The following is a 16218-nucleotide window of genomic DNA, read 5'->3' as shown; positions in this document are numbered from 1 at the left end:
TCTTACTTCGGAGTGTATAAACCTAAGTCTAGATGAGCAGGATGTGTACCAACTCCCTCCAGCCCCTTAAATCAGCAGGTTCGGCAAAAGTAGAAAGTAACAGTGGTCAGTTTAGTAAGGGATTAACGCACCAGAATCATGCGCGTAGAAATCAAGAGATAACGGGGTTTCCGAAAAGCAATGCACCATTTAAGTGCACAATAGAGATCATTAAAGATCTGGGCTAGGAGAGCTCAAAATCAATGGAAAATCAAAAATCAATGAAGTCAGAGTAAGTACCTACTGACCCCATTGATTCTTGACTCTAAAAGAAAAGTGAAGCCGGCTAAACCAAGTGAATGCCGTCTTTTTCAATTTTAATTAACTTCTGTTTGTACAAATTGCCAATGGCTTGTTTGTAGGCATTTTTACTGCATTTGAAGACGCGTTTAATGGCCTCTGGCGAGCTCTTGTCACTGATCGCAATAAAACCCTTTTCATCCTTCAGCTTTTGCAATACTTCCGCTGCTAAGCCTTCAACCTTGGCAAAGCCAAGTGGTCGTAAACTGATTTCAAGCTTCTGATCTTCACGAACCCGTTTGATATACGCCTGACGCGTTTCACCACGTTTTAGCGGTTCAAATAAGTCGGTGGTGTAAATCAACCCCCAGTGAGTGCCATTAACGATGACCTTCAACCCAAGATCCGATTTATCCGCCGCGACAATGGTGACTTCTTCACCTTGTTTGAACTGACAGGAATCATCGGTATCCTGCAAGAAACGATCTATTCTGGCCGATGCCGCGATTCGGTTTGAGTCATCAAGGTAAACCCGCACCAACGCCTGTCGGCCTTTTTGAAGGGTTTGCTTTTGTTCACTGAACGGCACAAACAGATCTTTCGGTAATCCCCAATCCAGAAAACAGCCATGTCGACTCTCATCCACCACATTCAAGTAGGCAAACTCCCCCACCTGAACTTTTGGCGTTTCGGTCGTGGCAATAAGACGATCTTCACTGTCACAGTAGATGAAGACACGAAGCACATCACCGACTTGCTCATCGCCTGTCAGATATTGTTTGGGCAACAGGATTTCTCCATATCGACCACCATCCAGCTGTAACCCTCGTGGTAACTGGCTTAAAACGGGTAAATCATTGTAACGGCCGATACGGATCATGACGGTGCTCACTTATTAAAAACAGACAGCATTATAGCTGAGGGGCAGGCCGCACTAAAGAAACTCTTGTTCTTCATTTGGCTTGGAGTCGCCAAGAGAACTAAAAAGTAGCAGAGGAAGGAAAAACAAGGAGGCCCTAGTAAGTTAGCTGGACTGGCACCCTCCAGCAAACTCCTAGAGCCTGATACGCAGTGGAACGCTTGGCGTTACACAAACGTTAGCACTTGGTACAAACGTTAGAACTTGGCGCTAACCCACAACCAAGCCTTGTCGGTGTCGACTTTATTTGCTCCGCTGTCACCGGCAGAGTACGCTGCGTACTTGATACCACCTGAGTAGTTGTCACTGAATTTCTTAGTGACAGACAAGTCCAGCTCGCTACCAAGATCATCCACGTCGTTTGACTCTTCGTCTGCTTCAAATTCATGATAAACCGCCGCCAGCTTCACACCCGCCAAGGTGCCACTGACTGCCACTGACATGTCTACCAAACCTTGTTTAGGTGTTGCTAAGAACTGATCTGCCCAGCCGTTGAATTTGTGCAGTGTCGCTAATGGCGTGGAGAAACCATAATCACCGTCGTCTGAACCAAGCACTTCATACCCCAGTTTAGCGGTCACACCTTTGAATTCTGCACCAGCTTCAAGATTCATGTAGTCGGCATCGTTATCACCAGCCACTGCTTCTTTATCCTGAGTTGCATATTCAAGGGTGTACAGAGCTTTCAGGTCAGAGCTCACTTCTGCCTTACCGTTAAAGCGCAGGCCGTAAGTGTCTAACGCATCATCTTCTACGTCTTCATTTTCCAGAAGGTATGCATAAGCCGATAGCTTACCAAATGGCGTTTTGTAACCCACATTCAACAAGTGGTCTTTGGAGTTAACATCCGCTTCTTCAGCCAAAATACGGTTACGCTGATCAAGGAAAGCGTATTGGATGGATAGGTCTTTAATTGGCGTAGCATTTAGAGTCACCGCATCAAAGGTCTGACGGTCTTGTCTCCAGCCTACATGCCCCACGAAACGGTGGTTATCCAGGGTCAGTACCTGACGACCAAATTTGGTGGTCACCAACTCATTCTTATACTGGAGGTAGCCTTGATCCAGCTCGGTGGTTTCAGGATCGGCAATCACAGAATATTCGCCTTGGTTTTTACCCTGCGTATTGTCGTAATCATCCATCCCGGCTACATTTCGGGAATCTTCAAACTCGATGACACCGGAGAAGCCTTGTACTTCGCCGGTCTTATAGCCCAGTCTTGATCGTAATGTCAGTGCATCAGCGTCTTTTAAAGCGTTATCCTGATCCACCATCTCATATCTCAGTCGAAAATCGCCATACGCTGTACCGCCTTTTAGGGCTTCCGTGATGTCACTTCCTAAATCCGCCGAGGCTGTGGTTACCTGACCAGCAATTGCCGCTGCAACTGCCAAACCCAGAACGTTTACTCCTCGCGTTTTTGAACTACGAACTGTCAAGCTAGCTTTCTTCATATCGAACTCCAGAGATGTCCCTTTTGAGGCATCCTCTATCACCAATTTTTGTAGGTAATGAACCCCATGTAATGTCACAACAAATGGGCTTCCACAGAGCGAATGCTACGCCTGACCAAGGGCTAAATACTGATCGAGATCAATACCCGACTACAATGATCAAGTTTTAAAAATTTCATTGATCTGTAACAAATAGTTAACAAATAGAAACAGGAAATAGAGGACAGGGAGAACAAAGCAAAGTGGAATACATGGAAAAAGGAGCCGCCCATTGAAGTGAATCGCTTCAATGATTGGCTCAAAGGAGTGAAATCTGTGGAATCAATGGAGTCTGAGTAAGTCAAAACTGACGTCAGAGCTCATTGATTACTTCAGCTATTGATTGGTTTAACCACCTGATTGGTTTAGCCACCCGCCGGGATGAACACATCCGCCGAGATATCGCCCATGTCCGCCCCCGCCAGAAAACTTTGTTTACGGAGTTTTTTAACAAAGCTGTCAGCACCGCATAAGAACACCCGATACCCTTTGAGACTAGGCCAGAGTTCATTGCAGTAATCGTAGAGGTCGGCTTGAACCGACTGGATATTATCCTGGTCTTCGGGAAGATCGGCCTGACTGACCACATGGATGGTCAAGTTGGAATGTTGATGAGCCAAATCCGCCAGCTCATCCAACAAATAGAATCCATTGCTTTCTCTGGCTCCTAACACCACATCAATCGGGCCATAATGTCCCTGACTGAGCGCATCTTTCAAAATACCGTAAATCGGCGCTAACCCTGTGCCTATTGCTGCCATTAACAGAGGTTGGTCAGGAGACGTCGCGGTGTAGAAGCATTGCCCCATTGGGCCTTGCAGCGATAATCTATTGCCAGCCATCACTTCATTCGCCAACCACGGACTTAACTGTCCGTCAGGAATGACTTTGATATGGAATTCGAGGAAATCGTCGGACTCAGGATGACTCGCTAACGAATAGCTCCGTGCCAGAGTTTCATTTCGCCAGAGCGTGATGTATTGACCAGCACGATAGTTAAGTTCGGATCGTACTCTCAAACGAAGTACATTTTCATTGAGCCACTGTTTGTCGAGCACTTCTGAAGAAACCATTTGGGTTGAAGCATCAATGCGTTTGACCCGAATGGCTTGCTCAGGACGACATTGGCAGCTCAACATATACCCCAAAGCGGTTTGGGCGTCGTTCAAGCCTTTTTGAGCAGCGGCCGGAGGGACACCCTCTGTGACCTCAACCAAACATGATTGACACACTCCGGATTTACACCCGAACGCCATGTCGATACCAGACCGGAGCAATCCATCCAGCACACTTTCACCTTCGTTTAAGTCGATCACTGCGTCTTCAAATTGAACCTGAGACATAACCCAAACCTGCTTTGCGAATAATCATTGAGTTGATGTATTTCTTAATAAATGTATGAATTACTTATTAAGCACGTCGTCTTTAACACTGACGGCGATGCCGACGATTTCATCAATGTACTCTTGTGGAACCTCCAGTTCCTCAAGGGTGCCCACCAGATTCTCAGCCACCGCGTTGAAGTGCTCTTCAGTCAGGTTCATGTGCTTATGCGCTTCACGCATGTCCTTCCCGGTGTAGCTGTTCGGGCCACCAAAGGCCATGGTCAGGAAGGCTTTTTGCTTAGCGTGTTGCGCTTCCATATCCACAGTGTCGAAGAAGTCACTGATGCGATCATCCGCCAACACTTTGCGATAAAAGATATCTACCGCAGCATTCACAGCTGCTTCACCACCAATCTTTTCGTATACAGACATAGTATTTCCTCATCATTGTTTTAATCGTTCGGTCTCAACCAGGCTACTGCTCTAATCTGCTCAACATAAACTTCACTGCGGCGGTAATGTCTTGTTCGTTAAGACTGGTATTACCCCCCTTGGCAGGCATCAGGCCATAGCCGTTACTGGCATGTTGCACTAAGGTCGGAACACCTTGAGGCGCCCGTTTTGACCACATTTTTTTATTTCCCAAAATAGGCGCACCGTTAATGCCACCGGCATGACAGGCTTTACAGGTGCCACTATAGATTTGCTCACCCAATTCCAGCTCGGGATTACCACAGGCCGACAAAAAAAGTACGGCCAAGCTTACTAACCCTAGTTGTCCAATGGATTTCTGTCGTAAGCGTTTACTGCTCTTTTCCATAAGATATTCTCCTACTCATGAGTTAAGGCAAGCCATCCTGGCTTTTCTGAACAACCCTCCTTATTCAGACCTCGCTCATAAGTACTGACAGCGCTTTAAAGAGGGACGCGGATCACCACCCCACCCATCACTTCCCCAATCTTGAAGTCGGTCTTAGGGGAATCTTTATGTTTGTTATGACAACTGGTGCAGGCTTCCGACACGGCTACGTCAGGGTAAACCGCTGTGAAATAGGTTGTATCGCCCAAGGTTTCTTCGCCATAGAAGTTCTCTCCCGGATTCGCCGCAATGAAATCAAGTCCTTCTTTTTCAACAGCGGTTTTCGGTGCATTCTGGGAATTAATCGGCCAGTTTGATTGCAAGGAATAAGTGAACTTGTCCGTCATTTCGGCGACCGCTTCGGCACCGGCACGGAACATCTGAGCAGGGAGCAAGGCACCGTTTTCAATATCCTGCCAGTGTTCATCCGGTTTAATGGCACCCACACCGTTTGGCCCTAAACGTTTAATGATGTACTTGGTGTAGTTGGTTCGATCGGCTTTCATTACCGCAAACAAAGAGTCTGTGTATAACTTAGGTTCAATGCCTTTGCTTGCTTCGGTTTCTCCACAGCCCGTTATGGATAACGCCGCTGCAGCAACGCTGGCCGTGAGTGCAAACTTGATTGCTTTGCCTTTCATTAGTTTCTTCATCATTGCTTCCTCATCAGTGCAAATCGTTCTAATGTGCTAATCAGTTATGGGTATTTCATGAACTTCTATGAGCCCGTTGAAATCCGTTTTCACTCCGGCAACCTGGGATAAATCATTCTCTAATCGAGAAGCTATGACTTAGTTCCTCTCTTCAGGCTGCATTGGGTAATGAGTTACCCTTTTATAGTTATTGTGTTGTTTCTTCGGTTTCGTTTTATTTAGCCGATCCAGTGTTTCTTATTCTTTCTTAGCCTTCTTTTGATCACGCTTTAAAGCCCAATCAATGGATTCAATGTGCTTGCCAGGTTTACCATTAAAGTTGCTTTGAATGAGCGTCTCATCAGCCAAGGCATCAATGGAAAATTCCAAATTATGACAATCCATACAGACACTCCGAATCATCTTTTCATTAGGTCGAAGATTCAGGTTCTGGTTATGTTCTACACGAACAACTTCTGTGCCAGCTTGTTTCTCTTTTACCCTTGGCAGGTGACAAGTCGCGCAAGTTACTTGCGAAGCCGCAGCAAGACTGCCTTCCAGCACGTTGTCTTTTAACAAAGCATGTGGCGATGTGTTGAAGTTCTGCGAATGTTCATCGGTATGGCAGGATAAACAGGCTTCTGTGGCGGCGTATTTGGTATCAAAAGAGTGCGCGCCGTGGCAGCTGTTGCACCCATGTTGGTTGTCTTGAACCAGCTCAGAAAAAGACAGCCCTGAATGCTCTGATGACATTTCTGAGATCTTGGCAATATAGCCCTGAGCCAGCTTCATTCCGTGCTTACCTTCAAGAAAACCTTTGGCCTCTTTTTGATGGCAGCTTTGACATTGCTCGACACCCGGTTTTTCAATCCAGGCGGCCGCCAAAGAGGTCTGCTCGTTCGTACTGGCTCCGGTCAGATGACAACCGCCGCATGACATTCCCGCTTGCTCATGAGCGCTGGCTTGCCAGTGGTTATTGATGTCAGGATGCTCGGCCATTTTCTCTGCAAACAATGCGTTGATCGCAGAGCTTGCTTTTTCAGTGACAGCCGATTCAGAGGCGATTAATTTAGAAGCTATGAATTTAGAAGCTATTAGTTCAGGAGCTATTAGTTCAGGAGCGATAGAAGCCGCTGCATTAGGGGCCGGGCGGTTTGCATTAATCTCATCCAAGTGTTTGATCCATTCGCCACCACTGTTCGCCACCAGAAAGGATTCATACAAGGCTTTGTTGTCGTGGTAGTTGTGACAGCCTGACGAGGCACAGGAATCAAAGGGTAAATCCTTGTGACTAGGACGTTCTTCACCCACGGATTGGTGACAGTGGAAGCAATAATCCGTTGGCAGGGTAAGCCCCATATCCTGGGTTTGTTCTTCCTGATGTTCGGTATGGCAACTGACACAATAGCGGGCATCAATCACTTGCAAGAGATCCGCATTACGAGGATCAGTAAATTTCTTTTTCGGATGCGAATCATGGGCGTCTTTGAGTTCTTGCTGATGGCAATTAGTACAGGCAGTCTGTATCACTTCCTGTCCGCCAAAGGGTTCGGTATGACAGGATTCACAAGCCAGTTCAATTTGGAAATGGCCGTGAGTCGCATCACCAATCAACAACTCCGACTTGTCTTCGTCCAGGGTCATTTTATAGCCATAAAAGCCGGTGACTGACAGCGTAATAAGTACCCAAAAAATCCATAACCACTTCTTCATTTCGTCTTCTCCGCTACCGTCTTCTCGCTAAAAGTAATACACAGACAAGATGTGAATGGATAACAACGCAGGCAGCGGCCACGTCACCAGAATATGTAACCAGGTCCAGAGCTTTCGGAAGGTCATCGCTATCGAGGAAGGCAATGCATGACTAAGTGCAACGACGCCTCCTGCCATAGATCCCAAGGCAATCACCGCTAAGAAATTCACCATCAGTAGTAGATTCAAGTTGGCTCCGAGATGAAACCCGGTATGGAAGATCAACAGCGCGACACATACCATGCCCAACACCGTATGCAACGTTCGCCAATGGGAAAACTGGCCCATCCAATGCCAGCCAAAGCGTTTCCGTAAAGACATAATCAAGCCGATGAACGTCAAGCCCAATAAGGAAAAACCGGTTACCTGTTTCCAGAATCCATCATTCCAGATGTGTTCAAACCACGTTTGTTGCTGGACACTGTTCGCCACCTGCGACTCAGGCTGGAACACCATCATCAACGCTAACAACACAGCCATCACACTGCCGAATAACACAGGCAGCCAACCGCTTTCTTTTTCACGTTCCGCCGTGTCACCGGAATACTGTTCAACTAATTGCCCCAGCAGCGGTTTGCAAGAACCACAGACGCTGCCAGCACCGGTTTCCATCGATAAATCTGCAACAGACTGACACCCCGAAGCCAATTGGTGAGTTAGTTCGCCCTGAGTGACGTTATTGCACTGACACACCACGGTTTCAAAGGGCCATTTTATGATCTCTTCCGCTTGTTCATTGACCCACAATCGGCCAGTTAGCCGGAACGTAATCAACTGCCAGGGATAGACGGTGCGACCTTGCTTAAAGGCTTCTTGTACCCGATTCAGTTCTGGCCAATCCCCAAAGGCTAGAGCACCAATCAGCTTGCCTTTGAAGAACACAAATTTTCGGTAAATGCCCAGACGTGAATCTTCATAGCAAACCACAGTCTGGAAGGGACGCCGCACCAACTCGGTAACATCGCCCATGCTGTAGACTTTTTGTCCGACCACTTTCAATCTGCTAACGGTCAGCGACCCCAAATATTTCGAAAAACCACCCGCAATGACATCCGCTGCGACCGCCGCTTGTTCAAGGCCGGGATTCACCAAGCCATAAGTGGCACCCTGGTGTTCACAGCACTCACCGATGGCATAGACAGAAGAGTCTGAAGTTTGAAGGTCATCATTTACCACGATGCCATTAGCCACTTTGAGCTTGGCTTCTCGGGCTAATTCGATATTCGGTTTAATGCCCGCGCACAGCACGACAGTGTCGCATTCAATATCTTCACCGTAATAGGTGGTGACCCCGATCACGCTGCTCCGACCCGGTACACCGTATTGAGCAGAATGGATTGCGCGGACACCGGAACAGGTAATCACCCGAATGCCCAAGGCTTCTACTTGATCTTGAAGCATCTCTGCGGCACGGTCGTCCAGTTGACGATTCATCAGCCGCGATGCCTGCTGTACCAAGGTCACTTTGGTATTGAGACGAGACAAAGCACGCGCAGCTTCCAGACCAAGTAGGCCACCGCCGACCACCACCACATGGCGGGCACTTGCAACGCGTGCGTATAAGAATTCTGTGTCTTTTAAATTTCGAAAGGTATAGACACCGCTTTGCTCCACACCAGGAATATTCGGCACATGGGCTCGGGCTCCAGTAGCAAAGACGAGTCGATCATAGGAATGGCTTGTGCCGTTCGCATCCACCAGCGTTTTCTGTTCCGTATCCACGGCTTTGACGGTAGCGATGATGTATTCAAAATTAGGATGCGTATCAGCAGTTGGTAACGACAAGTCAATGTCATCCCGTGAGACCTCCCCCGCCAACAACGCGGAAAGCTGAACACGGTTATAAGGTTGGAACGGTTCATTACCAAACAGTTGAATATTGGCTAACGGATGACGCTTTAACAGCTCTTTAACAAAGCGCATCCCCACTGGCCCGGAACCAATTACCACAACGCGTTGAGTAAACTGCGATGCCAAAGCATCGACTGGCTGTACTTCTGTGCTTGCTAAAGCGTCCACATCAGAAGCATCAAATACATCTACATCTTTGAGCGAAATACTTGAACTGGTCATCACGGTCACATACAGCGTTTACTATCCAACGGAAACCTATCAAGTGACCCTATGGCACATACACCCACCAATACTTAGTTGCGTGGCACTCGCGTACTAAGTACCGGTGTTGCTTCAGTTATCTTCAAGTCACTTGATAGTACTTCTTAAACTCTTGTGCAGTTCTGTTTTAAGAACTCAGATCAGCACGACTTAGAATTTCGCACTCACCCACAACCATGCTTTGTCGGTATCAGCTTTGGTATCACCCGCTGAGTAAGCGGCATACTTGAAACCACCGGAGTAGTTGTCGCTGAACTTCTTAGCCACGAGAAAATCCACTTCGCTGCCCAGATCATCCACTCCATTTGACTCTTCGTCGGCTTCAAACTCGTGATATACCGCCATCAGTTTTACACCAGCTAACTTACCGCTGACGCTCACAGACATGTCCACCAAACCTTGTGCTGGTGTACCTAAGAACTGATCGGCCCAACCGTTGAACTTGTGTAATGTCGCCAAAGGCGTTGAGAAGCCATAAGCACCGTCATCAGAACCCAATACTTCATAACCCAAGGTTGCCGTTACGCCTTTGAATTCGGCACCTGCTTCAAGATTCATATAATCAGCGTCACGATCATCCTTCCCTTCTTCAGAGAAGTCTTGCTGTGCGTATTCGGCCGTGTATAGGGCTTTAAGATCTGAGTTGATTTCAGTTTTGCCTGAAAAACGAAGACCATAAGTGTCATACGATTTTTCGGATGCGTTATCTTCTTCTAAAAGGTAAGCATACGCAGTGGCCTTACCGAACGGGGTTTTATAGCCAATATTGAATAGGTGATCTTTAGAGTCCAGGTCTTTCTCTTCACCAAAGATACGATTTCGCTGCATCAAGTAGGCGTATTCAGCGGTCAGGTTCTTCATTGGCGTCAACTTGATAGTGCCTGCATCAAATGTCTGACGATCTTGTCTCCAGCCTACATGCCCGACAAAACGATGGTTATCCAGAGTTAATACTTGGCGACCAAGCTTTGTAGTTACCATGTCATTTTTATATTGGATATACCCTTGATCCATCTCGGTGGTTTCAGGATCTGCAATCACTTCATTACTGCCGTTATGACCGTTGGTATCGTTATAATCATCAATGCCAGCTACGACGCGCGAATCTTCAAATTCAATAGTTGCCGAGACACCTTGTACTTCACCAGTGTTATACCCAAGACGAGATCGTAGTGTTAGCCCTTCAGCTTTATCTTTATTGGCTGTTTCAGAATCTACCGTTTCATATCTAAGACGAAAATCACCGTACGCCTTACCGTTTTTGAAAGCATCGGTAATGTCGCTGCCCAAGTCGGCAGACACGGCAGATGCCTGACCTGCCATGACAGCCGCTACGGCTAACCCAAGAAGATTAACTTTGGTTTGCTTCACTTTAGTGTTTTGTGAATACGCTTTCATTTACGCTTCTCCAAGTGCTTATGAGTTGTTTTTACTTTTTAATTGCTAGTTGGTTTTGTTGTTTAACGTTCTCGGCTAAACAGTGCCAATGACTTCTGTTGATCACGGTGCACAATTTATCCTTGTTACCTTCCCTTACTTGCCCTAGGCGACCTATTCCAGGTGACCTCGTCTAAGCCACCTCTTCTGCTTTTTGCTCTTTCTTCGCGGCAGCAGCCTTACTGATGTGCTCAACTTTTCGTTGTTTCTCGTACAAGAACTTGAGCACTTCAGAGCGCAGACGGTTGTATTCCGCGTCTTCCGCTAATGCCAAGCGATCACGTGGACGCTCTAGGGTGACATCGAGAATCTCACCTACCGTTGCAGCCGGGCCGTTGGTCATCATCACAATGCGATCCGACAGCAACACTGCTTCATCGACATCGTGAGTAATCATGATCACGGTGTTGTTGAGTTCGTTCTGAATCTCCATCAACGAGTCCTGCATGTGTGAACGAGTCAGGGCATCCAATGCACCAAACGGCTCATCCATCAATAGAATCTCCGGCTGCATGGCTAAGGCACGGGCAATGCCCACACGTTGCTTCATACCGCCTGAAATTTCGTCCGGGCGTTTGTGCATGGCGTGATCCATGTGCACTAATTTGAGGTTATGCTCCACCCACTCTTTCACTTCAGCTCTACTCTTTGCTTTTCCAAAGACCTGCTTCACGGCCAACTCGACGTTTTCGTAGGCAGTTAGCCAAGGCAGCAAGGAGTGGTTCTGGAACACCACGGCGCGATCCGGCCCAGGTTCGTTGACTTCTTTTCCGTTCAACACCACGCCCCCTTGGGACGCTTGATAAAGACCCGCCACCACGTTTAATACGGTGGATTTACCGCAGCCAGAGTGACCGATCAGGGAGACGAATTCGCCTTTTTTGATTTTTAAATCTACGCCTTTCAATGCGGTGAAAGGGCCTTTCGGTGTGTCGAACACCATGTCCATTTGAGAAATATCTAGTAGTGCGCTCATTGTTCTCTTCTCCGTTATCTCAATTCGTTGGTTGGTGACTATCGTGCAGCTGAAGCTTTGTCCCAAGAGACGAAGCGCTGGATCTGCAACATGCAACGATCAAGAAGGAAACCGATGAAACCAATTACGATGACAGCGGCCATGATTCGGCCCAGTGAGTCTGAGCTACCGTTCTGGAATTCATCCCAAACAAACTTTCCAAGGCCAGGGTTTTGAGCCAACATTTCCGCAGCGATCAGTACCATCCAGGCGATGCCCAGAGACAGACGCATACCGGTGAAGATCATTGGAATGGACGCTGGCAGAACAATTTTCTGAACATGTTTAAGAGCAGGTAGACGCAATACACGGCTAACGTTAACAAGATCACTGTCAATGGATGCCACACCCACCGAGGTGTTGATCACCATTGGCCACAAGCAACACAAGGTGACTGTGATCATAGAGTTCAAGAAGGACTTAGGTACGGTCGGATCAGGCGTGACATACAACGCCGATACCACCATCGTCACCAAAGGCAACCAGGCTAATGGTGAGACAGGTTTAAAGATCTGAATGATTGGGTTTACCGCCGTGTTCAGAGTCTTGTTCAGACCAATGGCGATCCCTAATGGAATGGCGATGACCGCAGCTAACAAGAAGCCACTCATCACTGTAATTAAGCTGGTAACAATCTGATCAAGGAAGGTTTCTTTGCCGGTATACGCTCGCACCTTCGGCACATAATTCGGATCTGCTTCCATACGCTTGGCATTACGCTCATCCTGACGCTCATAGAACGCAGCTTCTTTTTCTCTGGAGGCTTGATGTTCTTCGTATAGATTTCCGAACTGTTCCATCACCACCGATGGCCCAGGAAACTTACCAAGCGAGGTATCAATGTTTTGAGCCGCGATGGACCACAAAAATAAGAACACCAAGATGCCGATCATTGGAATTCCCACATACTGAACGCTCTTTTTAATGAACTCTTGAGCGACATTCGGCAGTTCAAACTGCTCTTCTAGTTTTTTAACTAAGGATGTTGTGCTGGACATAACATTCACTCCTGTTTCAACCCTTTTGCCGGAGAGAAGACAAGAGCCTTCTCTCTCGTTTTGCACCTGCTTTCATTTGGAACAGCGTTCATCCAAAACACACAGCCAAGTGCAATGGTTTTCTGATTACAGCTTCTGACCTTGTTTCAGACCGATACTGAACTTATTGATGTACTCGTTCGGTTTCGTGCCGTCATAGACAATGTTGTCGATGAAGTGAGTCTGAGGATCGCGGTAGCCGTCTTCGGTTGAGAAATCAGGGAAGTCTTTCGATACCATCAAGCCTTCTTCGATAAGCGACTGAGCCGCTTTCTCGTAGATGTCCGGGCGATAGACTTTCTTAGCCATGTCTTTGTACCAGTCATCCGACTTGTCTTCGCTGATTTGGCCCCAGCGACGCATTTGCGTTAGATACCAGATGGCATCTGAGTAGTATGGGTAAGTCGCGTTGTGGCGGAAGAACACGTTGAAATCCGGCACGTCACGCTTGTCGCCTTTTTCGTATTCAAAGGTGCCCGTCATAGAGTTTGCAATTACGTCGTAATCTGCACCCACGTAGTTAGGCTGAGAGAGAATTTTCACCGCCGCAGGACGGTTTGCGTTGTTGTTTTCATCCAACCACTTCGCCGCACGAATCAAGGCACGAGTTAAACGAATGGTGGTGTTCGGATACTTTTCAGCAAACTGCTTAGTGATACCAAATACTTTTTCCGGGTTGTCTTTCCAGATCTCATAGTCGGTAACAACCGGTACACCAATACCTTTGAATACGGCTTGTTGGTTCCAAGGTTCACCCACGCAGTAACCATAGATAGTACCGGCTTCCAGAGTGGCTGGCATTTGCGGTGGCGGGGTTACGGACAACAAGGCATCCGCATCGATTTGCCCTGAAATATCACCTTTATGCGGTGCGTAATAACCTGGGTGAATACCACCCGCCGCTAACCAATAGCGCAACTCATAGTTGTGGGTTGATACCGGGAATACCATGCCCATGTTGAACGGCTTGCCATCCGATTTGTACTTTTCAACAACCGGCTTCAAGGCATCTGCCTTGATTGGGTGTACCGGACGACCATCAGCCATCTTAGGAATGTGAGGCTTCATTTGCTCCCAAATCTCATTGGAAACCGTGATGCCATTACCGTTTAAGTCCATCGAGAACGGAGTAATGATGTCTGCTTTCGTTCCGAAGCCCATCGTCGCCGCGATAGGCTGACCTGCCAACATATGTGCGCCATCCAGGCTGCCATCAATCACGCCGTTCAACAAAACCTTCCAGTTGGCCTGCGCTTCAATGGTCACATAAAGACCTTCCTCTTCGAAGTAACCCTTTTCATAGGCAATCGCGATGGGTGCCATGTCAGTGAGTTTGATAAAGCCGAACTTCAGCTCTTCTTTCTCTGGATAACCTAACTTCTCTGCCTGAACTGCTGTGGCTCCCAGACTTACACACGCAGCGATTGCTGCATACTTAAACGGTTTCAACCATTTTTTCATGGCTAGCTCCTATCTAATTGCTCGTTCTTATTTGGAATTACTATTCAATGTTTGTTATTAGTCGTTTTTGCTATTAGCAGTACCAGACAGCGTTCATCCAACCTCTGGCCCTAAATTCAAACCACAAAAAAAGGCGCTCACTCAGAGGGTTTCCGGTACGAACCGGAACCTCCGAATGAGCGCCTTTGCTCTGCCTCAACAAGAACGCCATTGTTCTCAGAGACATTTATGTTCTTTCACTAATCACCGCCGTTGATGACCAGTTTTAATTTGGGCTTATTAGACAGATACCCCTGTCCAATAAACCCATTTCTTATATAGCATCTAGTGTGCCAACTTTGAATCCCTTGATTTTAAAGGGCTGCAGCCATTAGTTATTTCAAACAGCCGTTTTAATGGCCCATTTCGCAACGCATCCTTCAAGCATCGCCCAAACTGTGTGCAAAACAGGGATAAACATCAGAATAGCCTGACCGTAAAGTCAATAATTCGCACAAAAAATGTTCGGATGCACAAAGAACTATAAAATTCGCGCAAAAAATAGGCACTTATGCTGACACAGCATGGAATAAGAAAAGGAAAAGACAAATGATCAGGAAAGGAACGGCCCTTAAAGGGACAGAACATCCACAACGGACTGGGCAACGTTCGATAAGGGTTCACCTTTATCCATCGCCATTTTACGCAGCTTTGAATAGGCTTCTTCTTCATTAATCCCCTGTTGATCCATAAGCAAGCCTTTTGCACGATCAATGATCTTACGACCTGCCAACTGATTCTTGGCTTTATTGAGTTCAACCAACAGATTTTGCTGCTCTTTAAACCTAGCCACAGCAACGGTAATGATAGAACGAATGCGATGAGGATGAACTTCCGCAGCGACATAGGCACTGACGCCTGATTTCACCACTTCCTCAATAACGGCTGGAGCATCCTGTTCGGCAAACATGATCACGGGTTTCGGGCTGCGCCGATTCAGCAAGCTGAGTTGATGGATCAGCTCTTGATTTGGAGAATCCGTCGATAACACCACAATGTCGGCATTAGAAACAGCGACTTTATCAACCATATTTATGATGTCGGAGGTATGATCCACCACCTGGAAATTCTCATCTTCCAAAGCGTGTTTCAATAATGGACTCTGAACCTGAGTCGTATCGACTAAAAAGACAGTAGATGGCGAAGTAAGACTCATATCACTAACCCTAGTGTGTAAAAGGGGCGTATTCCATGACACCTGAAGGCACGTTAGCAGTGGCCCAAACTTCAGGATCGATCAACGTTGGAGAATGCTTAGTTCTGACAAGCACTCGAACATCTTGAGTAAATTTATTGTTCCTCCTAAACACAAGAGAGAGAAAAAAAGCCCAACACAAAGTATTGGGCAAGTGGGGGAAGATGTTACCGAAGTAACAAATCGAAAAACTTAGTATTCAAATCTTTTACTGTTCAAGTTTTTACTGTGCACGTATTTAAATGGTGCACATTTTTTAATCGTTCGTATCTTTTAGCGACAGAGAGTTAGCCTGCTTTTACCGCAACCGCATCGTTCGCAGCTTTAACGGTGTAAACATTCAACTTCACATTTTCGTCTTCAAGACACTCACCTGTCGCCAGGCAAAAATGCTGTTTATAAATCGGAGAAGCCACAACCAGCTTGTCTCCTACAGAACCCACAATACCTCTTGAAAGCACATTGGCTTTACTGAATGGGTCGTAATTATCGATGGCAAACAATTCACCAGTACGCGTTCTGAACAACGCCACTTGCTTATCATCAATCAAGGCACATACACCAGTGTCAGGAACGATGTCGTCTAACTTACACACTTCAATCCAGGTTTCGCTCATGATTTCTATCTCTCTTTACTCGTTAGCTTCAATAGTTAGCTTG

The 16218-nt window shown here is 46.9% G+C and carries 14 protein-coding genes; all 14 read right to left on the bottom strand.

Annotated elements, in window-relative coordinates:
• Positions 1-325 precede the first annotated feature (325 nt).
• On the bottom strand, positions 326-1159 hold the full coding sequence (locus QQL66_RS19715) for a CvfB family protein (protein WP_284383844.1): 834 nt from the start codon (positions 1157-1159) through the stop codon (positions 326-328).
• Between the two features lie 236 nt (positions 1160-1395).
• A complete protein-coding gene (locus QQL66_RS19710) occupies positions 1396-2652 on the bottom strand; it encodes an alginate export family protein (RefSeq protein WP_284383843.1) in 1257 nt (418 codons plus the stop codon).
• Positions 2653-3056: 404 nt separating this feature from the next.
• Positions 3057-4034 carry a 2Fe-2S iron-sulfur cluster-binding protein gene (locus QQL66_RS19705; RefSeq protein WP_284383842.1) on the bottom strand — a complete coding sequence of 326 codons (978 nt, stop codon included), beginning with the start codon at positions 4032-4034 and terminating at the stop codon, positions 3057-3059.
• 60 nt (positions 4035-4094) lie between these two features.
• Positions 4095-4448 carry a group I truncated hemoglobin gene (locus tag QQL66_RS19700; protein ID WP_284383841.1) on the bottom strand — a complete coding sequence of 118 codons (354 nt, stop codon included), beginning with the start codon at positions 4446-4448 and terminating at the stop codon, positions 4095-4097.
• Positions 4449-4491: 43 nt separating this feature from the next.
• Positions 4492-4836, bottom strand: a complete 345-nt coding sequence (locus tag QQL66_RS19695; protein WP_284383840.1) for a c-type cytochrome — start codon at positions 4834-4836, stop codon at positions 4492-4494.
• A gap of 95 nt (positions 4837-4931) precedes the next feature.
• Positions 4932-5531, bottom strand: coding sequence for a Tll0287-like domain-containing protein (locus QQL66_RS19690; RefSeq protein ID WP_284383839.1), 600 nt, complete (start codon positions 5529-5531; stop codon positions 4932-4934).
• A 234-nt stretch (positions 5532-5765) separates the two neighbouring features.
• Positions 5766-7220, bottom strand: a complete 1455-nt coding sequence (locus QQL66_RS19685; RefSeq protein ID WP_284383838.1) for a cytochrome c3 family protein — start codon at positions 7218-7220, stop codon at positions 5766-5768.
• Between the two features lie 27 nt (positions 7221-7247).
• Entirely contained in the window at positions 7248-9332 is a 2085-nt protein-coding gene (locus QQL66_RS19680; protein ID WP_284383837.1) for an FAD-dependent oxidoreductase, read from the bottom strand.
• A 192-nt stretch (positions 9333-9524) separates the two neighbouring features.
• Positions 9525-10772 (bottom strand): alginate export family protein, encoded by a 1248-nt coding sequence (locus QQL66_RS19675; RefSeq protein ID WP_284383836.1) that lies wholly within the window; start codon positions 10770-10772, stop codon positions 9525-9527.
• Positions 10773-10944: 172 nt separating this feature from the next.
• The gene (locus tag QQL66_RS19670) at positions 10945-11787 is read right to left on the bottom strand and encodes an ABC transporter ATP-binding protein (RefSeq protein ID WP_284383835.1); all 843 of its coding nucleotides are present in this window, start codon (positions 11785-11787) and stop codon (positions 10945-10947) included.
• 38 nt (positions 11788-11825) lie between these two features.
• A complete protein-coding gene (locus QQL66_RS19665; protein WP_284383834.1) occupies positions 11826-12824 on the bottom strand; it encodes an ABC transporter permease in 999 nt (332 codons plus the stop codon).
• A 126-nt stretch (positions 12825-12950) separates the two neighbouring features.
• The gene (locus QQL66_RS19660) at positions 12951-14324 is read right to left on the bottom strand and encodes a CmpA/NrtA family ABC transporter substrate-binding protein (RefSeq protein WP_284383832.1); all 1374 of its coding nucleotides are present in this window, start codon (positions 14322-14324) and stop codon (positions 12951-12953) included.
• A gap of 610 nt (positions 14325-14934) precedes the next feature.
• On the bottom strand, positions 14935-15519 hold the full coding sequence (locus QQL66_RS19655) for an ANTAR domain-containing response regulator (protein ID WP_284383830.1): 585 nt from the start codon (positions 15517-15519) through the stop codon (positions 14935-14937).
• A 326-nt stretch (positions 15520-15845) separates the two neighbouring features.
• Positions 15846-16175, bottom strand: coding sequence for a nitrite reductase small subunit NirD (gene nirD, locus QQL66_RS19650; RefSeq protein ID WP_284383829.1), 330 nt, complete (start codon positions 16173-16175; stop codon positions 15846-15848).
• Positions 16176-16218 lie beyond the last annotated feature (43 nt).

Origin of the sequence: Litoribrevibacter albus, from assembly GCF_030159995.1 — a bacterium.
Taxonomy (GTDB): domain Bacteria; phylum Pseudomonadota; class Gammaproteobacteria; order Pseudomonadales; family Litoribrevibacteraceae; genus Litoribrevibacter; species Litoribrevibacter albus.
The sequence above is the reverse complement of the archived record's forward strand: the minus strand, read 5'-3'. Positions and strand labels throughout refer to the sequence as shown.